General features: G+C 61.7%; 20 protein-coding genes and 1 tRNA gene. 9 read left to right on the top strand and 12 right to left on the bottom strand.

Translation table 11 applies throughout. The annotated features are described in order from the left end of the window. Window positions 1–13 precede the first annotated feature (13 nt). Entirely contained in the window at window positions 14–454 is a 441-nt protein-coding gene (locus tag GPK94_RS00315) for a hypothetical protein (RefSeq protein ID WP_215653820.1), read from the top strand. A gap of 109 nt (window positions 455–563) precedes the next feature. On the opposite strand, the gene GPK94_RS00310 is transcribed toward GPK94_RS00315, so the two are convergent. The 11 genes from GPK94_RS00310 to secA all read right to left on the bottom strand — a co-directional run bounded on the left by GPK94_RS00310 (window position 564) and on the right by secA (window position 16119). Further along, entirely contained in the window at window positions 564–1265 is a 702-nt protein-coding gene (locus GPK94_RS00310) for an ABC transporter ATP-binding protein (RefSeq protein WP_101690986.1), read from the bottom strand. Window positions 1266–1269: 4 nt separating this feature from the next. Beyond that, the gene (locus tag GPK94_RS00305; RefSeq protein ID WP_215653818.1) at window positions 1270–2127 is read right to left on the bottom strand and encodes an ABC transporter ATP-binding protein; all 858 of its coding nucleotides are present in this window, start codon (window positions 2125–2127) and stop codon (window positions 1270–1272) included. Next, window positions 2124–3203, bottom strand: a complete 1080-nt coding sequence (locus GPK94_RS00300; RefSeq protein ID WP_215653816.1) for a branched-chain amino acid ABC transporter permease — start codon at window positions 3201–3203, stop codon at window positions 2124–2126. Before GPK94_RS00300 ends, GPK94_RS00305 begins: the two co-directional genes overlap by 4 nt. Before the next feature lie 10 nt (window positions 3204–3213). Then, complete coding sequence (locus tag GPK94_RS00295) at window positions 3214–4095, bottom strand: branched-chain amino acid ABC transporter permease (RefSeq protein ID WP_215653860.1); 882 nt, start codon at window positions 4093–4095, stop codon at window positions 3214–3216. A 171-nt stretch (window positions 4096–4266) separates the two neighbouring features. Next, window positions 4267–5472 (bottom strand): ABC transporter substrate-binding protein, encoded by a 1206-nt coding sequence (locus tag GPK94_RS00290; protein WP_193538918.1) that lies wholly within the window; start codon window positions 5470–5472, stop codon window positions 4267–4269. 122 nt (window positions 5473–5594) lie between these two features. After that, window positions 5595–6344, bottom strand: a complete 750-nt coding sequence (gene fabG / locus GPK94_RS00285) for a 3-oxoacyl-ACP reductase FabG (protein WP_101690983.1) — start codon at window positions 6342–6344, stop codon at window positions 5595–5597. A 72-nt stretch (window positions 6345–6416) separates the two neighbouring features. Next, window positions 6417–6492, bottom strand: a tRNA-Val gene (locus tag GPK94_RS00280). Window positions 6493–7058: 566 nt separating this feature from the next. Further along, entirely contained in the window at window positions 7059–10754 is a 3696-nt protein-coding gene (locus tag GPK94_RS00275; protein ID WP_215653814.1) for a phosphoribosylformylglycinamidine synthase, read from the bottom strand. Window positions 10755–10865: 111 nt separating this feature from the next. After that, complete coding sequence (locus GPK94_RS00270; RefSeq protein ID WP_252192460.1) at window positions 10866–12413, bottom strand: ABC transporter substrate-binding protein; 1548 nt, start codon at window positions 12411–12413, stop codon at window positions 10866–10868. An 8-nt stretch (window positions 12414–12421) separates the two neighbouring features. Continuing rightward, window positions 12422–13237: a peptidoglycan editing factor PgeF gene (pgeF, locus tag GPK94_RS00265; protein ID WP_215653812.1), complete on the bottom strand. Its 816-nt coding sequence runs from the start codon at window positions 13235–13237 to the stop codon at window positions 12422–12424. Window positions 13238–13359: 122 nt separating this feature from the next. Continuing rightward, entirely contained in the window at window positions 13360–16119 is a 2760-nt protein-coding gene (gene secA, locus GPK94_RS00260; protein ID WP_215653810.1) for a preprotein translocase subunit SecA, read from the bottom strand. 316 nt (window positions 16120–16435) lie between these two features. Between secA and GPK94_RS00255 the strand changes: the two genes are divergently transcribed. From GPK94_RS00255 to GPK94_RS00225, 7 genes are all read left to right on the top strand, one after another. Continuing rightward, window positions 16436–18565 (top strand): 5'-nucleotidase C-terminal domain-containing protein, encoded by a 2130-nt coding sequence (locus GPK94_RS00255; RefSeq protein WP_215653808.1) that lies wholly within the window; start codon window positions 16436–16438, stop codon window positions 18563–18565. A gap of 189 nt (window positions 18566–18754) precedes the next feature. Continuing rightward, entirely contained in the window at window positions 18755–19456 is a 702-nt protein-coding gene (locus GPK94_RS00250) for an S-layer homology domain-containing protein (RefSeq protein ID WP_215653806.1), read from the top strand. 125 nt (window positions 19457–19581) lie between these two features. Further along, on the top strand, window positions 19582–20091 hold the full coding sequence (locus GPK94_RS00245; RefSeq protein WP_215653804.1) for an RNA polymerase sigma factor: 510 nt from the start codon (window positions 19582–19584) through the stop codon (window positions 20089–20091). Next, complete coding sequence (locus GPK94_RS00240; protein ID WP_215653802.1) at window positions 20088–21491, top strand: hypothetical protein; 1404 nt, start codon at window positions 20088–20090, stop codon at window positions 21489–21491. The genes GPK94_RS00245 and GPK94_RS00240 overlap by 4 nt, the downstream gene beginning before the upstream one ends. Window positions 21492–21583: 92 nt before the next feature. After that, window positions 21584–22486, top strand: coding sequence for a tRNA (adenosine(37)-N6)-dimethylallyltransferase MiaA (gene miaA, locus GPK94_RS00235; protein WP_215653800.1), 903 nt, complete (start codon window positions 21584–21586; stop codon window positions 22484–22486). Between the two features lie 144 nt (window positions 22487–22630). Continuing rightward, window positions 22631–23215 carry a cytidylate kinase-like family protein gene (locus GPK94_RS00230; RefSeq protein WP_101690973.1) on the top strand — a complete coding sequence of 195 codons (585 nt, stop codon included), beginning with the start codon at window positions 22631–22633 and terminating at the stop codon, window positions 23213–23215. A gap of 202 nt (window positions 23216–23417) precedes the next feature. Beyond that, entirely contained in the window at window positions 23418–23945 is a 528-nt protein-coding gene (locus GPK94_RS00225) for an HDIG domain-containing metalloprotein (RefSeq protein ID WP_186964023.1), read from the top strand. A gap of 70 nt (window positions 23946–24015) precedes the next feature. Here GPK94_RS00225 and GPK94_RS00220 read toward each other — a convergent pair whose 3' ends face one another. Further along, complete coding sequence (locus GPK94_RS00220) at window positions 24016–24567, bottom strand: helix-turn-helix domain-containing protein (protein WP_186964024.1); 552 nt, start codon at window positions 24565–24567, stop codon at window positions 24016–24018. Window positions 24568–24715: 148 nt separating this feature from the next. Between GPK94_RS00220 and GPK94_RS00215 the strand changes: the two genes are divergently transcribed. Continuing rightward, the gene (locus tag GPK94_RS00215) at window positions 24716–26080 is read left to right on the top strand and encodes an amidohydrolase (protein ID WP_215653797.1); all 1365 of its coding nucleotides are present in this window, start codon (window positions 24716–24718) and stop codon (window positions 26078–26080) included. Window positions 26081–26085 lie beyond the last annotated feature (5 nt).

Below are 26085 nucleotides of genomic sequence, written 5' to 3'. Positions count from 1 at the left end.
GGAGGACGTATCTATGAATCGGTCACGAGTACATATGTTGGGAGCAGTTCTTTTTATCATTGGAGCCCTGTTATTTATAAGCGCTGTTGCAATAATAGCAATTGGAGATTATGCAATTGCGTCAAGCATGACTGATATGGGCGAATTTACAGAGTTGTCCTCATCTATGGCAAAGGATGCACTCCGGGCGATGCTTTCAAAAGGTGAACTCCCTTCATTTATTCTGGAGTCTATGGGCGCTGGGGCATATGGTGATTTGGTAAATGAAGTTTTTGGGGCTATTGTTGATAGCGCTCTCCGTGAGTTAGGGCCTGTAGAAAAGTTTTTGCTTTTGGCATGGGCCCACGCGCCAACCATGCGCCTCGTTGGTTTGTTGAGTTCGCTCGTAGGTGGAGTGGTCTGGTTTATCACAGGTTCTAGTGGAAAACGGGTAAGTAGCTCTGTGAGGGTATAGTATAAATTGTTTTTAACATATACGTTTTCTGCCACTAAAAAACGTGCGGCGAATTGTATTTTGACAATTCGCCGCACATTTTTTTATTAAAGAGAAGGGTACGCTGTCTTTAGCCGCCCAGGTATGCCTTCTTAACCGCCTCATCCTCCAGCAGCTGCTCGCCGGTACCGGTGGCGACTACCTTTCCGGTCTCCAGCACATAGCCGCGGTGGGCGATGGAGAGGGCCATCTGCGCATTCTGCTCCACCAGCAGGATGGTGGTGCCCGCCCGGTTGAGCTCCTGGATGATGTCAAAGATCTGCTCCACCAGGATGGGGGCCAGGCCCATGGAGGGCTCATCCAGCATGAGGAGCTTGGGCTTGGACATCATGGCCCGGCCCATGGCCAGCATCTGCTGCTCGCCGCCGGAGAGGGTCCCTGCCACCTGCTTGCGCCGCTCCTTCAGCCGGGGGAAGCGCTGGTAGATGTCGGCGATCCCGTCGGCAATCTCGCTGTTGGGACGGGTATAAGCACCCATCTCCAGATTCTCCTCCACGCTCATCTGGAGGAATACCCGGCGTCCCTCCGGCACATGGGCCAGACCCAGAGAGACCACCTTGTGGGGCGGAATGCCCGCCAGGCTCTTCCCCATGAACTCAATGGAGCCGGTGTGGGAGTGGAGCAGGCCGGACACCGTCTGAAGGGTGGTGGACTTGCCTGCGCCGTTGGCTCCGATGAGGGTGACGATCTCGCCGTCGTTGACCTCAAAGGACACATTCTTGATGGCGTGGATGGCGCCATAATAGACATTGATGTTCTCTACCTTCAGCATGGCGTCATCCCTCCTTCTTCTGGCTGCCCAGATAGGCCTCAATGACCCTGGGATTGTTCTGGATCTCCTCGGGGGTACCCTTGGCGATGACCTGCCCGAAGTTGAGCACACAGATACCCTCGCAGATGCCCATGACCAGGTTCATATCGTGCTCGATGAGCATGATGGCGATCTGGAAGGTATCCCGAATCTTGAGGATATTCTCCATCAGGTCGGCCGTCTCAGAGGGGTTCATGCCCGCCGCCGGCTCGTCCAGGAGCAGCAGGCTGGGATTGGTGGCCAGGGCCCGGACGATCTCCAGCCGGCGCTGGGCGCCGTAGGGCAGGGAGCCCGCCTGGTGGTTGGACAGACCCTCCATATCAAAGAGGTGGAGCAGCTCCATAGCGCTCTCATGGGCCAGCTTCTCCTTCTTCCAGTAGCCCGGCATACGGAACACACCGCTCCACATGGGATAGCGGATTTGGTTGTGCAGGCCGATCTTTACATTGTCCTCCACGCTCAGCTTGTCGAAGAGGCGGATGTTCTGGAAGGTACGGGCGATGCCCGCACGGTTGACCTGGACGGTGTTCATGCCGTGGGTGTCCTTGCCATCGATGAGGATGGTGCCACGGGTGGGCTGGTACACCTTGGTCAGCAGGTTAAAGACGGTGGTCTTGCCCGCACCGTTGGGGCCGATGAGTCCGGCGATCTCGGTCCGGCCCACCGTGAGATTGAAGTCATTGACGGCGGTCAGTCCGCCGAAATCGATGCCCAGATGGCTGCACTCCAGGATGGGGGCCTTATCGACGTCCCGCTCCGGCACGATGGAGTGGCTGGGCACAGGCACCATCTTGGTGACCTGTCGCTTTTCCAGTCGGCTCATTTCGCCGCCCCCTTTCTGCTCATCTTACCATCCTCCTGCGCTCCATGCAGCTTCTCGGCAAAGAACTGGCGGATCGTGGCGTTGTTGGTGGCGATCATCACCAGGATGAGGACCACCGCGTAGATGAGCATCCGGTACTCGCCCACCGCACGAAGCATCTCGGGCAGCACGGTGAGCACTGCGGCGGCAATGATGGAGCCGCGGATGTTGCCCATACCGCCCAGGACCACAAAGACCAGCACCAGGATGGAGGTATTGAAGTCAAATTTCTTGGCGGCGATGGAGCCGTAATTCATGGCGTACAGAGCGCCGGCCGCACCCGCCAGCACCGCGGAGGTGACAAAGGCCATGAGCTTATACTTGGTGGCACCGATGCCCACGCTCTCGGCGGCGATGCGGTTGTCCCGCAGGGCCATAATGGCCCGGCCCGCCCGGCTGTGGATCAGGTTGAGCACCACCACCAGGGAGACGATGACCAGCAGGAAACCGGCGGTGAAGGTGGCAAGCTTGGCGTATCCGGTGGCTCCCATGGGCCCCTTGATGACCGCCGTACCTCCCTCGGCCAGGTTGAGGGCCATCTCACTGGTGACCGAGAAATGCAGGCCATTCCCGTCCACGCCGATGTAGAGGCAGTTGATGATATTTTTGATGATCTCGCCGAAGGCCAGGGTCACAATGGCCAGATAGTCGCCCCGCAGACGGAGCACCGGCACGCCCACGATGATTCCGGCGATCCCCGCAAACACCGCGCCGATGAGCATGCACACAAAGAGGCGGGCGGGGCCCAGGGGGATGAGGTCCTGAAGGGCCACCGAGGCCACTACGCCGGAGAAGGCACCCACGCTCATAAAGCCGGCGTGGCCCAGGCTCAGTTCGCCCGAGACGCCCACCACCAGGTTCAGGGAAACCGCCATGACCACATAGCAGCAGATGGGGACCAGCTGTCCCTTGAGGGAGCTGGAAAGGCCGCCGCCGGCCTGAATAAGCTGGACCACCAGGAAGGCGATCACCACGATACCATAGGTGATCAGATTGTCCAGCAGTCTTTTGTTCTTGCGCGCAGAGAGTTGTTTCATGGCGTCCACCTCAAACTTTCTCGCTGATCTTCTTGCCCAGCAGACCGGTGGGCTTGACCAGAAGCACCACGATAAGCACGGCAAAGACCACCGCGTCGGAGAGCTGAGTGGAGATATAGGCCTTACCGAAGATCTCAATGACCCCCAGCAGGATGCCGCCCAGCAGGGCGCCCGGGATGGAGCCGATCCCGCCGAACACGGCGGCGGTAAAGGCCTTGATGCCGGGCATGGAGCCGGTGGTGGGCATCAGGGTGGGATAGGTGGAGCAGAGCAGTACGCCTGCAATGGCCGCCAGGGCGGAGCCAATGGCAAAGGTCATGGAGATGGTATAGTTCACATCGATCCCCATGAGCTGGGCCGCCCCCTTATCCTCCGAGCAGGCCCGCATGGCCTTGCCCAGCTTGGTGTTGCCGGTGAAGGCGGTGAGGGCGATCATGATGATCACGCAGGCCAGCACGGTGACCAGCGTCACATAGGACACCGAGATCTGACCACCCAGGAGAGAGACACTGCCCGTGGGCACCACGGAGCGGAAGGATTTCGGATCGGAGCCCCAGAGCTGGAGGGCCATATTCTGTAAAAAGTAGCTCACGCCGATGGCGGTGATGAGCACCGCCAGAGAGGGAGCCTGGCGCAGCGGTTTATAGGCCAGGCGCTCAATGACCACGCCCAGGACCGTACATACCACCATTGCCAGCAGGACCCCCACCACCGGCGGCAATCCAAAGGAGCCGGTGGCAAAGAAGCAGACATACGCGCCCACCATGATGACGTCACCATGGGCGAAGTTGAGCATCTTGGCGATGCCGTAGACCATGGTGTAGCCCAGGGCAATAATGGCGTAGATACTGCCCAGGCTGATGCCGTTGATCAGGTTGTTGAGGAACCCCAGTAACATACCACACACCTCAATATCTTAGGTCTCCTTATCCAGGGGAAAATGCCGCGGCGCCGGGACAGTGTCCACGGCGCTTTCCCCCCGATAAGGGAGGAGGGCTGCCGGGCGCTCCGGCAGCCCTCCCTTACTTATTCTTCCGTTTGGAAGCTGCTGATCTGGTCTGGATTACTCCATGGTGACGTACTTGGCATCCTCGACCTTGACCACAACGGGAGCCTTGGAGACTTCGCCGTTGGTACCCCAGGTCATGCCGGCGCCGGTCAGGCCGTCCACGCTGAAGTCAGAGGCGGTAAAGGTGCTGATGAGCGCCTCACACACGTCCTCGTGGCTCATATCGGCAGTGACGCCGGCCTTCTCACAGGCGGCGGCGATGGCGTAGATGCAGTCATAGCCGTCGGCAGCAAACTGGTTGGGGGTGGAACCGTACTTCTCCTCGTAGGACTTGGTGAAGTTAGCGCTCAGATCGTCGGTGCCCCAGGGGTTGAAGGCGGTCATGAGGACCAGGCCGTCGGCCAGAGAGGTGTCAAAGCCCTCCACGGCCAGGATACCGTCCATACCGTCGCAGCCGAAGAAGGTGGGAGCATAGCCCATGTTCTTGGCCTGGTTCAGGATCAGAGAGGCGGGCGTGTAGTAGATGGGCATGAACACCAGGTCGGCCCCGTTGCTCTGGGCATCGCCCAGCTGCACGGAGAAGTCGGTGTTGTCATCCGAGGGGAAGGTGGTCTCAGAAACCACTTCCAGGCCCTTAGCCTCGGCCTCGGCACGGAAAGCGGTGGCAATACCGGTGGAGTAGGCGTCGCCGTTGTTGTAGATGATGGCGATCTTGCTGCCCAGCTCCGGATGCTCAGCGATATAGTCGGCAGCGGTGGAGCCCTGGTTGGGGTCGGTGAAGCAGATCTGGAACGCGTTATCCTTGCCGCTGGTCACGTCGGTGGAGGAGGCGGAAGGAGTCAGCTGGAAGTAGCGGTCAGCATAGGTGGAGCTGGCCACAGCCACACAGGGGTTGGTGGTGGTGCATCCGTAGAGGACCTGCATGCCCCAGTCCTGGAGCACGTTATAGGCGTTGGTGGCCTTCTCAGCGTCGTTCTCATCGTCCTGGAAGTTGAGCTCAAACTGGAGGCCGCCCTTGGCATTGATCTCATCCACCGCCAGCTGGGCACCCTGCTGGGTAGCCACGCCGTACACGGCAGCCGAGCCGGTCAGAGGGCCGATGCCGCCGATCTTGATGGTAGCAGCGGAGGAGCTGCCGGAAGGAGCATCCGAGCTGCCGGGAGCCGGAGTATTCGCCGTTTCAGAGCCGCCGCAGCCGGCCAGGAGCGAGACCGTCAGAGCAGCGGTCGCAGCAAGAGACAAAACACGCATCTGTTTCATAATCATGTACCCTCCTTATAGGTTGTTGACATTATACGCTCAGCACACTAAATTGTCAACTTGTCATTTTGCTCAATACACCAACCTATAATGTCTCCACGCTATGGACATATCGCACAACCTTAAATCAAAATACCGCCGTTGGGGCTGAGAATCTGGCCGGTGATAAAGCGGGCTCCCTCCGATGTGAGGAAAAAGACACTCTCGGCCACATCCTCCGGCCGGCCGATACTCTCCAGGGGGGTCTCCTGCCGCAGAGCCTCCAGATCCTCCGGTGTGAGATTGGCGTTCATCTCGGTGTCGATGACCCCGGGAGCCACGCAGTTTACAGTGATTCCAGAGGGTCCAACTTCCTTGGAAAGTGCCTTGGTAAGGCCAATAACAGCCGCTTTTGTAGCCGAATAGGCCACTTCACAGGAACCTCCCGTAAGCCCCCACATGGAGGACATGGTCACGATTTTTCCCGCCTTCCGGTGGATAAAATGGGGCAGTACCGCCCGGCAGCAGTAGAAGGTCCCGTCCACGTTGGTGCGGAAGAGTGTCCGCCAGTCTCCATCGCTGATGTCCGTGAACAGCTGCTGGCGGGCGATCCCGGCATTGCATACCAGAATGTCAAGTTGACAAAATTTATCCAACACATTGTCAACCATGCGTGCCACCTGCTCAGAATCGCCCACGTCGGCCTGTACCGCGATGGCCGTCCCCCCCGCAGCCCGGATCTCCTCCACCAGCGCCTCGGCGGCCGCCTGGGCGTGGTGGTAATTGATCGCCACCCGGTCCCCCGCGGCAGCAAACCGCCGGGCGCAGGCCGCCCCGATCCCGCGGCTCCCCCCGGTAATGAGGACGGCGCGTCCTGTGGATGTCTCGTTCATATCCCTTTCCTCCCCGCTTCTCCGGTGTGATGATAACAAAAAACCCCTGGAACAAATCGTTCCAGGGGATGTTGGTGGACGATACAGGACTTGAACCTGTGACCTCCCGCACGTCAAGCGGATGCTCTACCAGCTGAGCTAATCGTCCGAACAGCGTAGTTTATTATAGACCATACATCTTTTTTTGTCAATACCTTTTTTATTTTTTTTGATAGAAATGGAATGGGGAGGACGGCCGGTCGGCCGTCCTCCCCATTCCATGAGAAAAAGAGAGAGAAAATGAAAAGAATCTGTATCCAAAACACGGAAGGCTCCGTGGAATTGTTTGTCTGCTCCCGCAGTCTGGAGCAGTGGTGGTTGGGTATTCCCTGACTGCACCTATAGGATACCACTCCTCCCGCGGAGAATGTTGAACGATCTTTGGCAGAATTTTAAATGTTCTGTAAACTGCCCTCCTCCCTGTCCACACAAAAAACCCCGTCCATTTGGACGGGGTTCTTTGCTTGAAAAGAGAGAGAGAGGAGGTACACAATGTTATCTATATACGCAAACACGGAGCTCTCCGTGGAATTGCTTGTCTGCTCCCGCAGCCCGGAGCAGTAATCGTTTTGGGGGTTTCCCCGACTGCATAGATAGGATACCACCCTTTTCTCTCCAATTGTTGGACAGTTTTTGAAAGGCCTGTGAACAATATGTAAACACAGCCTTCCGCGCTTACTTGAAGTAAGCCGCGCCGCTCTCAAAGAGGGGCTGATGGCGCTCGCCCGGGATATTCTTGCCCACGAACGCACCCCGGCGCTCCGAGTGGCCCATCTTACCGAAGACCCGTCCGTCGGGGGAGAAGATGCCCTCGATAGCCCGCAGGGCGCCGTTGGGGTTCACGTCGATGTCCAGAGAGGGGACGCCTGCGGCGTTCACATACTGGGTGGCCACCTGGCCGTTGGCGACCAGTTGATCCAGCAGGGCCTCGGGCGCCACGAAGCGGCCCTCGCCGTGGGAGATGGGGATGGCGTGCAGATCGCCCACCTGGCTCTGGAGCATCCAAGGGGAGCGGACCGAGGCGATGCGGGTGGTCACATAGCGGCTCTGATGGCGGCCGATGTTGTTGAAGGTCAGGGTGGCGCAGCTCTCATCCATGGGACGGATCTCGCCATAGGGCACCAGTCCCAGCTTCACCAGCGCCTGGAAGCCGTTGCAGATGCCCAGCATCAGGCCGTCCCGGTTCTTGAGCAGATCGTGGATGGCGTCGGTGATGCGGGGATTGCGCAGGAAGGAGCAGATGAACTTGGCCGAACCGTCGGGCTCGTCGCCGCCGGAGAATCCGCCGGGCAGCACCATCATCTGGGCGCCCTGAATGGCCTTTTCCAGCGCATCAGCCGACTGGGCCAGAGCGCTGCCGGTCAGGTTGCGCACCACCAGAATTTCCGGCTCGATCCCGGCCCGCAGGCAGGCCGCAGCGGTGTCATATTCACAGTTGGTGCCGGGGAACACAGGGATGACCGCCTTGGGCATGGCCACCTTGTGCTTGGCCACGATGGGGGCGCGCTCGGTGCAGGAGATGGGCTCCACCGCGCCGGTGTCGGCAGTGCGGGTGGGATAGACCTCCTCCAGCACACCCTCGCTGATGGAGAGGAGCTCGGCAACCGGGACTTCCTCCCCGCCCAGACGGATGACCGGCTCCTGGGTGGTGTAGCCCAGCAGGAGGCCGCCCTCCACCTCGCCGTCGCACTCGGCCAGGATGGCGCCGGGCCGGGCGCCGAACCACAGGTTCTGCGCGTCCTCCCGGGCAGCAAAGCCGATCTCGTTGCCGAAGGACATCTTCATGATGCCCTCGGCCACATTCTCCTCCACCGCCCAGGCGGCCCGGATCTTACCAGCCTCGCTCAGGGCGTGGACACGGGCAAAGCAGGCGTTGATCTCATCGCAGTCCAGAGCATTGTCGGCCTGGAAGAGATAGACCGGGTGGCCCGCCTCCTTGAACTCAGGGGAGAGCACCTTCTCGGCCTTGGCGGGCGCGATGGCAAAGGAGATGAGGGTGGGGGGCACATCCAGATCCAGGAAGGAGCCGGACATGGAGTCCTTGCCGCCGATGGCAGCCACACCCAGGCCCAGCTGGGCGGAGAGGGCGCCCAGGAGAGCGGCAAAGGGCTTGCCCCAGCGCTCCGGCTCGTCCCGCAGCTTCTCAAAGTACTCCTGGAAGGAGGCGTAGGCGGCTGTGGGGTCACAGCCCGCCGCTACCAGCTTGGCCATGGAGGTCAGCACCGAGATAAAGGCGCCGGTGTAGGGATTGCGCTCCATGAGGTCGGGATCAAAGCCCCAGGCCATCACCGAGCAGGTGTCGGTGGTATGGCCCGGTCCCACCGGGAGGAGGGCAGCCATGGCCTGGGTGGGGGTACGCTGGGTCTTTCCGCCGAAGGGCATCAGGACGCTGCCCGCGCCGATGGAGCTGTCAAAGCGCTCCACCAGACCGCGGCGGCTGGCGGTCTTGAGGCTGGCGGCGGTGGAACGGAGGCTCCCCTTGTGGAAGAGGCTCTCCCGGGTAAAGTAGTCGGGCACCCGCACGGTGGTGTGCTTGGCTGCGCCGTTGGTATTCAGGAAGGCACGGGAGAGGTCGGCCACCTTCTTGCCCCGCCAGGTCATGACCATCCGGGGAGACTCGGTGACCTCGGCCACCACATAGGCCTCCAGGTTCTCGGCCTCGGCATGGGCGATGAAGGTGTCCACGTCGGCAGGAGCCACCACCACGGCCATACGCTCCTGGCTCTCGGAGATGGCCAGCTCGGTGCCGTCCAGGCCGTCGTACTTCTTGCGCACGGCGTCCAGATCGATGGCCAGGCCGTCGGCCAGCTCACCGATGGCCACGCTGACGCCGCCCGCGCCGAAGTCGTTGCACCGCTTGATGAGGCGGGTCACCTCGCCGTTGCGGAACAGGCGCTGGATCTTGCGCTCCTCGGGGGCATTGCCCTTCTGGACCTCGGAGGCCATGGTGGCCAGGGACTTCTGGTTGTGGCTCTTGGAGGAGCCGGTGGCGCCGCCAATGCCGTCCCGGCCGGTACGGCCGCCCAGAAGGATCACCTTATCCCCGGGGGCGGGGACCTCCCGCCGGACATTGGAGGCGGGGGCGGCGCCCACCACGGCGCCGGTCTCCAGGTGCTTGGCAATGTAGCCCTTGTGATAGACCTCGGCCACGTGTCCGGTGGCCAGGCCGATCTGGTTGCCGTAGGAGGAGTAGCCCGCCGCGGCCGTCTGGGCCAGCTTGCGCTGGGGGAGCTTGCCCTCCATGGTCTGGCTCAGGGGGACGCGGGGATCGCCGCAGCCGGTGACGCGCATGGCCTGATAGACATAGGAGCGGCCGGACAGGGGGTCCCGGATGGCGCCGCCGATACAGGTGGCCGCGCCGCCGAAGGGCTCGATCTCGGTGGGGTGGTTATGGGTCTCGTTCTTGAACATGAGGAGCCAGTCCTGCTCCTCCCCGTCCACGGTGGCGGTGACATGGACCGAGCAGGCGTTGATCTCCTCGCTCTCGTCCAGGTTCTTCAGGACGCCCCGCTTCTTGAGGACCTTGCCCGCGATGGTGGCCAGGTCCATGAGGGTCTGGGGCCGCTTGGCGGCCTTCTCCTTGCCGTAGACCTCCTCCCGGGCGGCCAGGTACATCTGATAGGCGGCCGCCACGTCGGCGTCATGGATCTCCACGTCATCGATATGGGTGGAGAAAGTGGTGTGGCGGCAGTGGTCGGACCAGTAAGTATCCACCAGGCGCAGCTCGGTCAGGGTGGGGTCCCGCTTCTCCTCGTCCCGGAAATAGGTCTGGAGGAACTTCAGATCGGCCATGTCCATGGCAAGGCCGTACTCGCCGATCAGGTCGGAGAGACCGGCCTCGTCCCGGTCCCGGAAGCCCTCCAGCACCGCCACATCGGCGGGCACGGCATAGGTGCGCTCCAGGGTCTCCACCCGGTCCAGTCCGGCCTCCCGGCTCTCCACCGGGTTGATGAGGTAGCTCTTGACCCGCTCCAGCTCTCCGTCGCTCACCTCACCCTGGAGGATGTAGACGGTGGCGGCGGCGGCCAGAGGCCGCTCTCCACCCGTGAGGAGCTGGATGCACTGGGCGCAGGAGTCGGCCCGCTGGTCATACTGCCCCGGCAGGGCCTCCACCGCGAAGACCCGGCAGGGCGCGGGGGCATCGGGGAAAGTCTCGTCATAGACGGCGTCCACCTGCGGCTCACTGAGCACGGTGGTGCGCACAGCCTGATAGGTGTCCCCGTCGATCCCCTCCACGTCGTAGCGGTGGAGGATGCGGACGCCCGTCAGGCCCTGAAGTCCCAGCTCGCTTCTCAGCTCACCCAGCAGGCGCCGGGCCTCCACGTCGAAGCCGGGCTTCTTTTCGGCATAGCAGCGAAATACGTTACCCATTACCATAACCCCTTATTCTCATATATAGTTGAATAAAAAACAGGCGCGGAGGGGCGCATCCCTCCGCGCCTGTCGGTTCCTCTTACATCATACCCGAAAAAACGCAGGAACTCAATTGGCGAAACTCCAATTTCCAAATCCATAGAACAGATTTTGTTGGGTGGGCGTGGCATTGGACACCTGCCCCCACTGGCTCAGCATGGACCAGTTTTTGAAGCAGAGCACCGCAAAGGGCGCCTGCTCCCCCAGCCGCTCATAGAGCGCCTTGGCCGCCGTGGTCCGCTCCTCCCCCTGGGCCGCCCGGAAGGCGGAGAGCAGTCCCGTCGCTGTGGGGTCGTTGTACTTGCCGTAATTGAGGGCCCCGCCGCTCAGCAGCGGAGAGGGATCAAAGTCGGCACTCAGCTTGACCTCGCCCAGGTAGAGATCAAACTCCCCCGCGCTCAGGGCGGCGGTAAAGTCCTCCCAGGAGAGCTTTTTCACCGTCACCGATACGCCCGCTGCCGTCAGGTCCCGCCCAATGGCGTCGGCCACTCCCGTCTTATAGGAGTTGTCCTGGTTGACCAGCAGGGTCAGCTCCAGCTTCTCTCTCCCCTTCTGATAGACGCCGTCGCTCCGGCTCCACCCGCCCTGCGTGAGAATGGAATCCATCTCCTGGAGGGAGTAGTTGAGGGTGCCCGCCGTCTCGGCGTCATAGATACTGCTCACCGGGTGGGCGGGCAGCGTAGCCGCCACCGCGTGCCGGGAGAGCAGGGCCGAGCAAATGCTGTCCCGGTCCATCCCCCGCCCCAGCGCCTGGCGGACCGCTGTGTCCCGGCAGGGGCCCTGGGCCGTATTAAACCCGATATAGAGCATATTTGTAGTGGGATAGTCCATGGTCTCAAAGCTGCCCGAGAACCCCAGGGCGCCCACACCGGTGGAGTCGGTCCCCACCAGGGAGATCTCCTGGGTGTCAAAGGCATAGAGCAGGTCGTTGGCCTCCTCCACCGTCCGCAGGGGAATGGTCTCCAGCGCGGGCGCGGGGGTACGCCAGCTGTCATTCCGCCGCTGGAGGATATAGCTCTCCCCGCTCTGCTGGAGCACATAGGAGCCGGTCCCCAGAGGCACGCCTCCAGTCTCCCGGATGACCGGGATGTCCAGCAGGGCCGGCAGGTTTCCGTTGGGACTGGTCAGGCGCACGGTCACAGCGCCCTCTCCGGCCTGAACCGAGGCAATCCCCGCCAAGCGGTTGCCGTACAGGGCGCTGGTCTTGGCCTGGGTCAGGGAAGCGGCCACATCGGCCGCCGTCATGGGCGTGCCGTCAGAGAAGGTGACGCCGCCGCGCAGGGTAAAGGTCCAGGTGAGGCCGTCCTCTGAGACGGTATACCCCGTCGCCAAGGCAGGCTGGGGCGTAAAGGTCTGATCCAGCTCATAGAGGCCGTCATAAACCAGCCCTCCCAGGGCCAGATTGGTCCGGTTGGTCCCCTGGATGGGATGAAAACCGGCCTCCGGATAGCAGGGCAGCGCAAATTCCTTGGGCTGTGCCGTGGCCGTGGCGGTGGGCACAGGGGTCTGCGTGGGTGTGGAGGTGGGAGCGGGCTCTTCCTCCCCACAGGCACTCAGAACGGTGCTCAATAGCAGGACGGCGGCCAGGAGCCGCAGGTTTTTCTTCCGCTTTTTCATGGCTTTCCTTATCCCAGCAGCTGGACCATAGCGGCCTGGCTTCCCCGCACGCCCTGGGTGTAGCGGTGGGACCAGAAGCGCTCGTGCTCACACATGGTGCAGGCCTCGGAGACCGCAATATGGTCCCGTTCCAGACCCATCTTTTCCAGGCGCAGGACATTGAGCCCCTTGAGGTCCACATGGAACTTCCCGCTCTCCTGCAGCTCGATGCACTTCAGCGCGGAGGCACCCAGCGCGCCGGTGAGGGCGTTGGGCACATCCTCGTCGGTCTCAAAGCAGCACTTGGAGATCCCCGGGCCAATGGCGGCCAGGATGTCCCCGGGCTTGGAGCCGTATACCTCCACCATCTTTTCTACGGCACGGCCCGCGATCCCGTTGGCGGTGCCCCGCCAGCCCGCATGGACGGCCGCGATGACCCGGCGCACCGGGTCATAGAACAAAATGGGCAGACAATCCGCCCCAAAGACCGTGAGGCACAGGCCCGGAATATCGGTGATGAGTCCGTCCGCCTCATAATCGCCCTTGCTGTGGATGCCCTTCCCCTTGTCGGCGGCGGTCACGGTGCGCACCGTGTCCCCATGGATCTGGTTGGACAAGACCAGTCCCTCATAGTCCGCGCCGATGGCGGCGGTGAAGCGGCGGTAATTCTCCAGTACTTTTTCCCGGTCATCCCCCCGGCAGAATCCCAGATTGAGGGTGGCATAGGTTCCCTCGCTCACGCCCCCCTCCCGGGTGGAAAAGCCGTGGGCCACACCCCCCGCCTGTAAAAAGCCCTCGCTGGCCAGGAAGGGGACATTTTTGTTGACGCAAGTCACAATGCTCATAGTCAAAATCCTCAGTGAAACAGAGAAAAGCAGAATGGTCCCTCAGAGGCTGTCTCATTCTGCTTTTCCCATCGGTTTTCGGTTTTCACAGGGCGCGGCCCCTCAAGGGGCCGGAGGCCGTCTTACTGATATTCAGGGCCGTGGTACTCCGCGCAGTCGCACTTCTTCCACTTCTTGCCGCTGCCGCAGGGGCAGGGATCGTTGCGGCCGATCTGAACGCCCTTCTTGACGGGCTGCTTCTTCACGGTCTCGTCGCTGCCGCCCGACTCGCCGGTGACACGGGCCACACGCTCGCGCTTGACGGCGCCGCCCACCTGCACCCGGGCCAGGTAGATCCGGCGGATGGTCTCCTCCTGGATGGCGGCGATCATGTTCTCGAACATCTCGTAGCCTTCCCGTTTGTACTCCACCACCGGGTCGTTCTGACCGTAAGCCCGCAGGCCGATGCCCTGGCGCAGCTCCTGCATGGCGTCGATGTTGTCCATCCAGTACTCGTCCACCACGCGCAGCATCATTACCCGCTCCAGCTCACGCATGAGGGGCTCACCCAGCTCCTGCTCCTTGCGGGTATAGATCTCGGTGGCCCGCTCCATGAGCTGCTCCACCAGCTGCTCGCCGCTGTACTGCTGCAGCTCGCCGTCGGTGTACTTGAGCTCATCGGGCCGCAGGAACAGGCCACGGAAGGGAGCGCACACCTCGCGCCAGGTCTCGGCGTCCAGGTGCTTCTGCTCGCCCATCTGGCCCATGACCGCCCGGTTGATCACCGTGGAGAGCATCTTCTGGATGGCGTCCTTCAGGTTCTCGCCGTCCAGGACCTTGCGGCGCTCCTCATAGATGACCTTACGCTGGGTGTTCATCACGTCGTCGTACTCAAGCACCGTCTTACGGGTCTGGAAGTTGCGGGATTCCACCTGCTTCTGGGCGTTCTCAATGGCGCCGGAGAGCATCTTGGCGTCGATGGGGGTGTCCTCGTCCACGCCCAGGCGCTCCATCATGCCCATGACCCGCTCGGAGCCGAACAGGCGCATGATGTCGTCCTCCAGGGAGAGGTAGAACCGGGTCTCACCGGGGTCGCCCTGACGGCCGGCACGGCCCCGCAGCTGGTTGTCGATGCGGCGGGATTCGTGCCGCTCGGTGCCCAGAATGAACAGGCCGCCCACCGCACGGACCTTCTCGGCCTCGACTTTGATGGTCTCCTTATACTTAGCCTCGGCGTCCGCAAACATCTTGCGGGCATTGAGGATGTCCTCATTGTCGGTCTCGGCGTAGCCGGTGGCCTCGGCCATCAGCTCATCGCTCAGTCCGGCCTTGCGCAGGTCGGCCATGGCCAGATACTCGGCGTTACCGCCCAGCATGATGTCGGTACCGCGGCCGGCCATGTTGGTGGCCACGGTGACGGCGCCCAGCTTACCGGCCTGGGCCACGATCTCGGCTTCCTTCTCATGGAACTTGGCGTTCAGGACCTTGTGGGGGATCCCCTTGCGCTTGAGCATGCCGGAGAGCTCCTCCGACTTCTCGATGGAGATGGTGCCCACCAGCACGGGCTGGCCCTTCTTGTGGCACTCCTCGATCTGCTGGACGATGGCGCGGAACTTGCCCGCCTCGTTCTTATAGACCACGTCGGGGTGATCCACACGCTGCACAGGCTTGTTGGTGGGGATCTCCACGATATCCAGGGAGTAGATGGTGCCGAACTCCTCCTCCTCGGTCATGGCGGTACCCGTCATGCCGGAGAGCTTGTTGTAGAGGCGGAAGTAGTTCTGGAAGGTGATGGTGGCCAGAGTCTTGGACTCCCGGGCGACCTCCACCTTCTCCTTGGCCTCGATGGCCTGGTGCAGACCCTCGGAGTAGCGGCGGCCGTACATCAAGCGGCCGGTGAACTCGTCCACGATGATGACCTCGCCGTCCTTGACCACGTAGTCGATATCCCGCTGCATGAGGCCCCGGGCGCGGATGGCCTGGTTGATGTGGTGGGAGAGGGTGGTGTTCTCCACGTCGGCCAGGTTCTCCAGATTGAAGGCCTCCTCCGCCTTCCTGATGCCGCGGGCGGTAAGGGTGACGGTGCGCGCCTTCTCATCCACGATGTAGTCGGCATCCTCGTCGGGATCTTCCTCTTCCTTGGTATCCACCTTGGCCACGCGCTTGCCCTTCAGCTTGGCCACAAAGTTGTCCACAATGGTGTAGAGCTGAGTGGACTGATCCCCCTGACCGGAGATGATGAGGGGGGTACGGGCCTCGTCGATGAGGATGGAGTCCACCTCGTCCACGATGGCAAAGGCATGGCCGCGCTGCACCATCTCGGCGGCGTAGATGGCCATGTTGTCACGCAGATAGTCAAAGCCGAACTCGTTGTTGGTGCCGTAGGTGATGTCGGCCTGATAGGAGAGCTTGCGCATCTGGGGCAGGATGTCGTGGATCACCAGGCCCACGGTCAGGCCCAGGAAGCGGTAGACCTTGCCCATCCACTCGCTGTCGCGCTTGGCCAGGTAGTCGTTGACGGTGATCACGTGCACACCCTCGCCGGTCAGGGCGTTCAGATAGGCGGGCAGGGTAGCCACCAGGGTCTTACCTTCACCGGTGCGCATCTCAGCGATGCGGCCCTGGTGGAGGATGATGCCGCCCACCAGCTGCACCCGGTAGGGCTTCATGCCCAGCACACGCCACGCGGCCTCACGGCAGGTGGCAAAGGCCTCGGGCAGGATATCGTCCAGCGTCTCACCATTGCGCAGGCGCTCTTTAAATTCGGGGGTCTTGGCTTTCAGCTGCTCATCGGTGAGCTTGCTGTACTCCGCGTCCAGCGCTTCGATCTTGTCCACAATGGGATAGATGGCTTTCAGCTCTTTGGCGGAGCTGCTGCCAAACAGCTTTTTTAAGAAATTCATGTTAGGTCATTCACCTTTCTTGCATGGTGCGGGAAAACCAATGCCTGTAAAACGTCATGTTAGAGTATAGCACATCCCCCTGTAATAAAAAAGGGGAAATTATGAACAAACGCCCTTCCTGCCCTCCTTTTCTTCCCTCTTCCGTCCTTTGACCCCGTCATTTTGACCGAATCACCTTTTAGTTTGTCTCGACTTCCCGTATATTTTGTGGTACCCTATGGGCAGGCGGCGCCCTGTCCGCTGTCTCCGGTCGGGCCCGGAGGCTGGAGCGGGCGTCTCATTCCTTTTGGACAACTTGTAAAAAGGAGGATCTTGTATGAAGAAACAGTATCTGCGCAGGGCTCTGGCCTCTGCCATGGCTGTGGCCATGCTGGCCGGTCTCGTCCCGGCCGCTCTGGCCGCGGAGGGGGAGACTCACCTCACCATCATCGGTACATCCGACACCCATGGCAACATCTGGGGCTATTCCTATGAGGACATGAAGGAGAGCTCCAAGGACGGCCTGGCCCGTGTCTCCACCTATGTCAATCAGGTGCGTGCCGAGAATCCCAACACCATCTTGGTGGACGCCGGCGACACCATCCAGGGCACCATCATGACCGACGACCTCTACTCCAAGGACACCGCCGGCCATCCCGTGCCCGCGGCCCTCAACTACATGAAGTATGACGCCTGGACCCTGGGCAACCACGAGTTCAACTTCGGTGTGGACAAGCTCAAGTCCATCCTGGAGCAGACAGATGTTCCCGTGCTCTCGGCCAACATCAAGAACGCGGACGGCAGCTATCTCACCGGCGCCGGCTACACCATTGTGGAGCGGGGCGGTGTGAAGGTGGCCATCATCGGCGTCACTACCCCCAACATTCCCCGCTGGGACGGCACCAAGCAGGGCGTGTCCGACCTGACCTTTGAGCCCATGGCCGACGCGGTGGCCGAGTGCATCCAGGAGATCGGCGACAAGGCCGACGTCATCATGGTCTCCACTCACGCCGGTCTGGAGGCCGAGTACTCCACCGACGGCTCCGATGCCGCTCAGACCATCCTGGACAAGTGCCCCGAGGTGGACGTGCTCCAGCTGGGCCACACCCACACCACCTATATCAACAATGAGAAGATCCCCGTAGGCGAGGTCAAGAGCAACGCCGGCGAGGTGGTCCGCTATGACCTGACCCTGAACGCCGACAAGGAGATCACCACCGCTACCGTGGAGACCGTCTCCATGGAAGGCGTGGAGCCCGACCAGGGTCTGCGGGATGTGCCCGCCATCAAGGCTGCCCAGGAAAAGACCGTCTCCTTTATCCAGGATAACGTTCTGGGCCATGCCGCCGCGGACTTCCAGCCCGCCAACGAGATCAAGGGCCTGCCCGAGGGCCGTCTCCAGGACACCGCCGTCATCGACCTCATCGGCACCGTGCAGCTGGAGAACTCCGGCGCCGATGTGACCGCCGTGGCCCTCTTCAAGGACACCAGCGATCTGAAGAAGGGCGATCTCAACTACGGCAACATGTTCGACATCTATAAGTTCCCCAACGTGCTCTACACCGTCAAGGTCACCGGCGCCGAGATGAAGGCCTACATGGAGTGGGCGGCCGCATGCTGGAACCAGTGGCAGGAGGGCGACATCAACATCTCCTTCAATCCCGACAAGCCCGGCTACCTCCACGACCACTTCATCGGCCTGAACTATGAGGTGAACCTCTCCAAGCCCGCTGGAGAGCGCATCGAGAACGTGACCTTCCAGGGCAAGCCTCTGGCCGACGACCAAGTGCTCACCCTCTGCGTCAACGACTACCGCTATACCGGCCTCAAGAATGAGGGCATTATCTCCGGCGAGAAGGAGTGGGAGTCCCCCAACTCCGTGCGCGACATGCTGGTGGCCTATCTGGCCGAGCATGATCCCCTCCAGCCCACCGTGGACAACAACTGGAAGATCACCGGTGTGGATCTGAGCAAGGACGATCCTCGCCGCCAGGAGATCATCAACCTCATCAACGAGGGCAAGCTGGACACTCCCTACAACAAGAGCTACAATCTGGCCGACTATGACGCCCTGATTGCGGAGGCTCAGTCCCGCAATGTCATTGTGGACGGCAACGCTTTCCAGGTCGACAGCGCAGTCAGCAGCGGTCTGGGTGATACGGTCTTCTACCGTCTGCGCGATCTGGCAGTCGCCTTCAACGGCACCCCTGCCATGTTCAATGTAGAGTGGAATGGCCAGGTGGCCATCACCAAGGGCAGCGAGTACACCGCTGCGTCTCTCGCCCCCCGTCCGGAAGGCTCCGCCATTGATTACGCCAACATCACCATTCAGGTGGATGGCGTCGATGTGGAGACCTCCACTCTGCTCATCGGCGGCAACTACTATGTCTCCGCGGATGGACTGAACGCTCTTCTGGGCGTCTCTGCGGTTGAGGCCGACGGCGTGCTGACGGTCACCACCAAGTAAGCTTTTCCCCATCGGTCAAAAACGGGCGCGCGGCTGCGCGCCCGTTTTTTTACTTTTTCTGTCTCAAAATGGGCCTTCCGTACGTTATAGAAAAAGAACCTTGGCTTTCCGCCCCCGCCGAACAGGCGCGTCTGACGGGGGCCGCCGTTCTCGACTCTACACAAACAGCGGAAAAAGGAGGAATCTCACATGAAACGTCTGCACCCGCTCCTCTCTCTGGGCCTTGCGTCGGCCCTGACCCTGGGCCTGCTCTGTCCCGGGGCCGCCGCGGCGGCTTTCTCCGACCAGGACCAGATCGTCCATCCGGATGCCGTCACCGCCGTGGCCGACCTGGGGCTCTTTGCCGGTCTGCCGGATGGCTCCTTTGCCCCCGCGCAGAACATCGACCGGGCCTCCTTCGCCCGGCTGGTCACCCTCATGCTCAACGGCGGGAAGATTCCCACCCTGGAGAATACCGCCGCGCCCTTCCCGGACACCGAGGGCCACTGGGCCCAGGACTGTATTACCTACTGTGCCTCCCTCGGGATTATCTCCGGCCGGAGCGAGACGGTCTTTGCCCCCGGCAACCCGGTCACCATTGCGGAGGGGGCTCGGATGCTCCTCTCCGCCCTGGGCTATCGGGCAGACTACGAGGGGATCAGCGGTGCCACATGGCGCATCACGGTAGATATTCTGGCCGATCAGGCCGGGCTCTATGCGGACATGGGCTCCTTTGACAGCTCCACGCCCCTGACCCGGGACATGGCCGCCCAGATGGTCTACAACGCCTTGAACATCCCCCTTGTGACCTATGAGGAGACCACCGGCTCCGACGGCGTCAAACGCTGCACACGGGTGGAGCAGAAAGACACCCTCCTCACCAGCGTTTTTGCACAGGCAGAATCCGAATAGTACGGCTGAGCGGCGGCGCCCTCAAAAAGGGCGCCGCCGTTCTGTACGCCTGTCACAAAACCGCTTTACCGTGCGTTATATGGGTGAAAACCGGTTTTCCGATCCAGCAGAAAGGAAGTGGTAGGATGGACACACAGGCACTGGAGGAGCGCTTCCCCGAGGCAGATGACGAGATCCTCTCAGCGGCCGTTTCTCGGTATGGCCCTCCTCTGCTGCGCTACTGTCACCACATTCTGTGTGATTACCATGAGGCGCAGGATGCAGTCCAGATTACGTTTTGTAAAGCTTATACCCGCCGCGCCCGGTTCCGGCGCGGCTCCAACCTCTCCGCCTGGCTCTACCGGCTGGCCTATACCACCTGCATAGATCTCCTGCGCCGCCGGAAGCGGCAGCTCTTTTCTCCCCCGGCCGCCCCTGTGTCTAATCCGGACTACATCGGTCCCCAGCTCCGTGCGGCGCTCCTGACTCTCTCCCCGCAGGAGCGGGCGCTGGTCTTTGGCCGCGTCATGGAGGAGCGCAGCTATGAGGAACTCTCCCAAATGTTAGGACACAGCGCGGCCACCCTGCGGAAACGCTATGAGCGCGCCCGGCATAAACTGGCCCGGGCTCTGACCGAACAGGAGGAATCTCTATGAAACGCACACCGGAAGAAGAGCGGATCTTCCAGGCCCTCTCCTCCATCCAAACGCCCCCCGCCCCGCTGGAAGCGGGCATCCATGCCCGCCTCGCCGCGCGCAGGACGCACCGGCGCCCCTATGTCCGCATGGCCCTGGTCTGCGCCTGTCTGCTGGCCGTTTTGGGCGCTGCCGCGGCGGCCGTCGGTCTCACGGACGCCTGGCGGTATTTCTTCTCCTCGCCCATTCCTTCCAGCGCGGTGACCGAGCTGGGGCTCTCCCAGACCAAAGGGGAATACACCCTCACACTGGAGGATGCGGTGGCCGAGGATACCGGCGTCCTGCTCCTCCTCTCCCTCACCCGGGCGGATGGCGGGGTGATCGACCCGGCGGTGGGCCTCAACCTCTCCTCCCTGCGCCGCGCCCCGTCCCTCTCTCTGTCCGACGGCACATCCCTGTCCCTGCACACGGTTTCTCCCCCGCAGCAGAGCACCGATCAAAAGGCCCTCTACTATGTCCTTCAGGCCTCCACTGCCGACCGGGCCGCCTCCCTGGCAGGCGAAACCCTGACCCTGGACCTCTTTGCCCTGGGAAAGACCCCATACAACAAAACAGCGGTTTTGTCTCTGGCGGAGCTCTCCGCGGAGCACTGGGACACCTATTCCCCCTCTGATTTTTCCGGGATCTCCGCCGCGCTCTCCCGCCAGAATGCCGCTCTCCCGGTCCCGGCTGTCGATGGTTTCTCCGGCGCCGTTCTTCATGGCGCGGTCATGCTGGAGGAGAAGGGCCTTTCCATCGGGATCAGTGCCCCGGACATGGGCATACAGAACGACATCCTCTGTGATAAGGTCTACCCCAACGCCATCGTCGATACCCGCACCGGTGCGCGGTACTATCACGGCTCCATGAGCCGCTATGAGCTGGAAAACGGGGAAGGCTCCTATGTGTACAGCTTCCAGGACTGCCCTCTTACCCCGGAGGACCTCCCCTGGCTGGAGCTGGAGGTCGTCTATGCCTGTACTCCGCTGGTGCCTGACTCCTCCTTCTCCATCCCCTTCCAGGTAGATACCGTCACAAGCATCTCCGTTCCGCTGGACGGACTGGAGCTGGCCGGCCAATCCTTGCCCATCCACACCTTGCAGGTCACCCCCCTGGGGATCTCCCTGATCGGTGCGGGGAATGATCTCACCCCCTATGAATGCCTCTATCAGGATACGCAGATCTCCTGCTCTCTCACCAAAACAGACGGCACCGTTCTTTCCCTGGAGTGTACCGGCGGCTATGTGAGCGAATTTGCCGGAGAGAGCTGCTGTGTCCTCTCCCTCTCCAGGCCTCTTTGCTCGGATCCCTCCTTTACTTTCTGGGACCCCGGCGAGATTGCCTCCATTGCCATCGGGGACTGCGTACTGCCGGTGGCGTAGCCGTCCTCAAGTTGCCCCTGCCCTGCTTTTGTGGTAGAATAGCCGAAACACCACGCCCGGCCGAGCGCGGGCTGACAGAAGGATGTGCGAACATGGCGCTGCCAAAACTGATCGTGATACTGGGTACCACCGCCTGCGGTAAAAGCGGCCTGGGTGTGGAGCTGGCCAAGCATGTGGGAGGCGAGATCGTCTCCGCCGACTCCCGTCAGGTCTACCGGGGCCTGGACCTGGGCACCGGTAAGGTCACAGAGGAGGAGATGGACGGGGTACCCCACCACCTGCTGGATGTGGTCTCCCCCAACCAGAGCTATTCGGTGGCCGAGTTCCAGCGGGACGCCTACGCCGCCATCGACGATATCCTGGCCCGGGGGAAGGTCCCCCTCCTGGTGGGGGGCACCGGGCTCTATGTCCGGGCGGTGGCCGAGGGGTACACCTTTCAGGAGAGCCAGCCCGACCCCGTCCTCCGGGCGCAGCTGGAGCGCAAAAGCGCCGAGGAGCTCTACGCCATGTTCCGCGCCCAGACCGGGCGCACCCTCTCGGGCGGCGAGGAGAAGAACCGTCACCGCCTGGTACGCACCATGGAAAAACTTCTCTCGGGAGATTCCCTCACCGAATCCCCCCGTGTGCCCCGGTATGAGGTCCTCCAGCTGGGCATGACCTATCCCCGGGATGTCCTCTGCCGACGCATCGACGAGCGGCTCCAGAAGCGGCTGGACGACGGCATGATCGAGGAGGTGGCACGCCTGCGGGCGGAGGGGGCCACCGACGCCTTCCTGGAGGGATTGGGGCTGGAATACCGCTACATCCTCTGGTATCTCACCGGCAAGCTCTCCTCCCAGGACGAGCTCTTTGACGAGCTGGGCCGGGCCATCAAGCGCTTTGCCAAGCGTCAGATGGTATGGTTCAAAAAGGACCGGGACGTCCTCTGGCTGGACACGGAGGGGGACCCCCTCTCCCAGGCCATCCAGGCCGCCGACGCCTTCCTCCGGGGCTGAGGGCGGGTCTTGCGCCCCTTGACGCCACATGGTAAAATAGGGAAGTAAGCCCATTCCGCCCTGCCTTGGCGGAACCGGGCACAGACCTTTACCATGGCCCGTTCTTCCGGGCTGTGAAACCATCCAAGGGAGGAACGGAGTGTAATGGGCTTTCGTATCGTCACCATTAACCGGGAATTTGGCAGCGGAGGACGCACCATCGGCAAGCAGGTGGCCCAGCGCATGGGCGTGACCTGCTACGATGAGGAGCTGGTCACCCAGATTGCCAAGGAGAGCGGTATGTCCCAGAGCTTTATCCAGAGCTTCAGCGAGGAGGCCAGCGCCACCAGCAGCTTCCTGTTTACCCTGAACAACTGGGCCAACAACGCCCTCTCCGATCAGATCTATATCACCCAGCGCAAGATCATTCAGGATCTGGCCGAGCAGGGTCCCTGCGTCATCGTGGGCCGCTGCGCCGACTATTTCCTCAAGGAGCGCACCGATTGTCTCAACGTCTTTATCCACGCCAATATGGAGTTCAAAAAGGACCGCATCGTCCGGCTCTACGGCGAAAAGGCGGACACGCCGGAAAAGCGCATCCTGGACAAGGATAAGCGCCGCATCGCCTACTATAAGTACTATACCGACCGCAACTGGGGGCAGGCCGCCAACTACCACCTCTGCCTGGACAGCAGTGTGCTGGGTGTGGATCGCTGCACCGATCTGATCTATTCTCTGGTGGAGGGTTGATTTCCGCTCCACGCTCCCCTTTATTGCGTCACCAAAGACGCCCGCATGTCTGCGGGCGTCTTTTTTATCGTGCGCAGGCGCCGTTTCTTTCCCTCTTTCCAAAAGTTTTACCCGCTCTTTTGAAAATCTTAAAGAGTTCGTCTCATGTTCTTTACCTTCCTCTGGTATCCTAGAGCTACAACCAGAGAAAGGAGTCCGCCCTATGTGGAATTTCAAATACAGAGACGAATATCTTCCCTTTGTGGAGGATCTTCTGGCCCATCCGGATGTGTGCGCCATGCGCCAGCTTCCCCAGCATGCCAAGGGATTCAGCTGTTTTCACCACAGCCTGCTGGTATCCTATCTCAGCTTCCGCCTCTGCCGTGCCCTAGGACTGGATATGCGCTCGGCCGCCCGGGGCGGACTGCTCCACGACCTCTACCTCTACAACTGGCAGGACAAGTCCACCCATCCCCATGTGAACCACGCCTTTGACCACCCGCTGGTGGCGCTGGAGAATGCCCAGGCGCGCTTTCCGCTCAACCCCACAGAGGCCGACATCATCGCCACCCATATGTTCCCTCTCGCCATCACCCGCCCCCATCACTGCCTGGAATCCGTGGTGGTGGGCGCCATGGACAAGCTCTGTGCCGTGGCAGAGCTCCTCCGTCTGACGCCCCCGGTCGTGGAAGAGGCCCCCGTCACCCTGCTCTCCCCCGCCCAAAGCGCCACTCTGGGCCGGGCGGCTTAATCCTCACCTAGAAAGACAGCGGCCCCGGTACCATCTCCCGCAGGAGAGGTACCGGGGCCGCTCTGTTTGCTTAAAATCGGGATGGCTCTGCCGGCGCCAGGGAAAACCAGTAGGAAATGCAGGGCTCCTCCCCGGCATTGGCGTAGGTATGGGGGGTGTGGGCGGGCACCAGCGCCACGTCCATGGGGTGCAGAGTACAGGACATGCCCTCCATCTCCAGACGCATGCTCCCCTGGGTGACCAGGAGGAAATTGCCCTCCGGCAGGCCCATACTGTACTCCTTTTCCTCCCCGCCCCCCTGCATGGTGATGCAGACGCATTTGTAGGGCGGATTGCCGCACAGGGCCAGTTCATACTGCACCCGGGAGTGGAGCCGGAACACCGGCTCAAACTCCTCCCGCCGGGCATAGAGGCGGTGCTCCTGGGCGGGCTCTGTCAAAAAATCCGCGATCAGGATGTCCAGCGCCTGGCAGATCTGTCCCAGATGCTGGAGCGTGGGACTGGTGGCCTCCCGCTCCACATTGCTCAGGTAGCTCACCGAGAGCCCGCTTTTGTCGGCCAGTGCCTGAAGCGTGAGCCCCCGCTCTTTCCGCAGGCGCTTGAGCTTTTCTCCCACTTCCATTCCCGTTCCTCCTGTCGGCCGTTTTTGTCTATTATAGCAGTCGCATCCCTCGCCCGTCAAAGCTTTTTTATGATTATAAAATTTTGTTGACATTTATAAAAATCGGAGCATAATAGAACCATCCATATCTGGTTCAGGAGGGATACTTATGCAGGCAGACCGTCTGATCGTTCACGCAACCCTGGTCACCATGGATCCCCAGCGCCGCATTCTTTCCGACCACGGCATCGCCATCCGGGATGGCCGGATCGCCGCCATCCTTCCCACCCAAGCGCTGCTGGAGCAGTACAGCGCCCCCCACGTTCTGGACGCCTCCGGCACCATTGCATACCCCGGCTTTATCAACACCCACAACCACCTCTTCCAGATGCTGCTGAAAAATCTCGGCAAGGATCTGGGGCTCATCCGCTGGCTGGATGAGTGCATTATCGCCCATTACCGCAACATTACTCCGGAAAACATCTACTGGGCCGCTCTGGTGGGCTGTGCGGAGCAGCTCCACAGCGGTGTGACCACCTGTGTGGACTACCAGTATGCCCACGGACGGCCCGGCCTGAGCGATGCGGTCATCAAGGCCTTTCAGGACATCGGCATCCGGGGCGTGCTGGCCCGGGGACATGCCAACACGGAGGACTACCCCGCCCCCTGCAAGCCGCCCCATGTGGAGACCATGGAGGACTTCTTTGACGACGTGCGCCGTCTCCACAGCCAGTACCGCTCCGACCCCCGCATCGATGTCGCCATCGCCCCCGGCATTGTCTGGAGCCTGTCCGAGGACGGCTTCCGCCGCTGCGCCGATCTGGCCCGGGAGCTGGACACCCTCCTGACCATCCACACGCTGGAGACCGAGGAGGACAACGCCTTCTGTCTGGAGCGCCACGGAGTATCCACCATTGAATTTTACGAAAAGACCGGCGTTCTGGACACCAAGCTCCTAGCCGTCCACTGCGCCCTGATTCAGCCCCACGAGGTGGAGACCCTGGCCCGGCACGGGGTGAGCGTCTCCTACAATGCCATCTCCAACATGCTCATGGGGTACCAGACCCTGCCGGTGTGCCAGCTGCTGGAGCATGGCATCCCCGTGGGCCTGGCCACGGACGGAGCGGCCTCCAACGACAGTCAGAACATGCTGGAGGTGCTGAAGATCTCCGCCCTGTGGCAGAAGGCCTTCTACCGGGACCCCACGGTCCTCCCCGCCATGCGCCTTCTGGAGATGGCCACCATCGACGGCGCCCGGAGCATCCACCGCGAAAAGGACCTGGGCTCCCTGGAGGTGGGAAAGCGGGCCGATCTCTTCCTCTACGATCCCATGAACTGCACCACCGTCCCCAGCTTTGATCCGGTCACCTCTATTATCTATAACGCCAGCCCGGCTGGCGTCCGCACCACACTGGTGGAGGGCGAGGTGGTGCTGGAGGACGGCCGCCTCACCCGCATCGAGGAGGCCCGCTCGGTCTTCCGTCTCCAGGAGGAGGCCGCTCTGCTCCGGGAAAAGGGAGGGTTAAAGCCGTGAAAACG

The organism is Pseudoflavonifractor sp. MCC625 (assembly GCF_018784545.1).
GTDB classification, from domain to species: domain Bacteria; phylum Bacillota; class Clostridia; order Oscillospirales; family Oscillospiraceae; genus Pseudoflavonifractor_A; species Pseudoflavonifractor_A gallinarum.
Note: the sequence above shows the minus strand (reverse complement) of the source record. Positions and strands in the feature narration are given on the sequence as shown.

Bases quoted from the DNA above. Each gene is read 5' to 3' on its own strand.
- miaA (WP_215653800.1), top strand. From the start codon at position 21,584: ATGGCGCTGCCAAAACTGATCGTGATACTGGGTACCACCGCCTGCGGT.
- GPK94_RS00250 (WP_215653806.1), top strand. From the start codon at position 18,755: ATGAAACGTCTGCACCCGCTCCTCTCTCTGGGCCTTGCGTCGGCCCTG.
- GPK94_RS00240 (WP_215653802.1), top strand. From the start codon at position 20,088: ATGAAACGCACACCGGAAGAAGAGCGGATCTTCCAGGCCCTCTCCTCC.
- GPK94_RS00305 (WP_215653818.1), bottom strand. From the start codon at position 2,127: ATGAGCCGACTGGAAAAGCGACAGGTCACCAAGATGGTGCCTGTGCCC.
- fabG (WP_101690983.1), bottom strand. From the start codon at position 6,344: ATGAACGAGACATCCACAGGACGCGCCGTCCTCATTACCGGGGGGAGC.
- GPK94_RS00310 (WP_101690986.1), bottom strand. From the start codon at position 1,265: ATGCTGAAGGTAGAGAACATCAATGTCTATTATGGCGCCATCCACGCC.
- GPK94_RS00300 (WP_215653816.1), bottom strand. From the start codon at position 3,203: ATGAAACAACTCTCTGCGCGCAAGAACAAAAGACTGCTGGACAATCTG.
- pgeF (WP_215653812.1), bottom strand. From the start codon at position 13,237: ATGAGCATTGTGACTTGCGTCAACAAAAATGTCCCCTTCCTGGCCAGC.
- GPK94_RS00215 (WP_215653797.1), top strand. From the start codon at position 24,716: ATGCAGGCAGACCGTCTGATCGTTCACGCAACCCTGGTCACCATGGAT.
- secA (WP_215653810.1), bottom strand. From the start codon at position 16,119: ATGAATTTCTTAAAAAAGCTGTTTGGCAGCAGCTCCGCCAAAGAGCTG.
- GPK94_RS00245 (WP_215653804.1), top strand. From the start codon at position 19,582: ATGGACACACAGGCACTGGAGGAGCGCTTCCCCGAGGCAGATGACGAG.
- GPK94_RS00220 (WP_186964024.1), bottom strand. From the start codon at position 24,567: ATGGAAGTGGGAGAAAAGCTCAAGCGCCTGCGGAAAGAGCGGGGGCTC.
- GPK94_RS00315 (WP_215653820.1), top strand. From the start codon at position 14: ATGAATCGGTCACGAGTACATATGTTGGGAGCAGTTCTTTTTATCATT.
- GPK94_RS00290 (WP_193538918.1), bottom strand. From the start codon at position 5,472: ATGAAACAGATGCGTGTTTTGTCTCTTGCTGCGACCGCTGCTCTGACG.
- GPK94_RS00255 (WP_215653808.1), top strand. From the start codon at position 16,436: ATGAAGAAACAGTATCTGCGCAGGGCTCTGGCCTCTGCCATGGCTGTG.
- GPK94_RS00225 (WP_186964023.1), top strand. From the start codon at position 23,418: ATGTGGAATTTCAAATACAGAGACGAATATCTTCCCTTTGTGGAGGAT.
- GPK94_RS00230 (WP_101690973.1), top strand. From the start codon at position 22,631: ATGGGCTTTCGTATCGTCACCATTAACCGGGAATTTGGCAGCGGAGGA.
- GPK94_RS00270 (WP_252192460.1), bottom strand. From the start codon at position 12,413: ATGAAAAAGCGGAAGAAAAACCTGCGGCTCCTGGCCGCCGTCCTGCTA.
- GPK94_RS00275 (WP_215653814.1), bottom strand. From the start codon at position 10,754: ATGGGTAACGTATTTCGCTGCTATGCCGAAAAGAAGCCCGGCTTCGAC.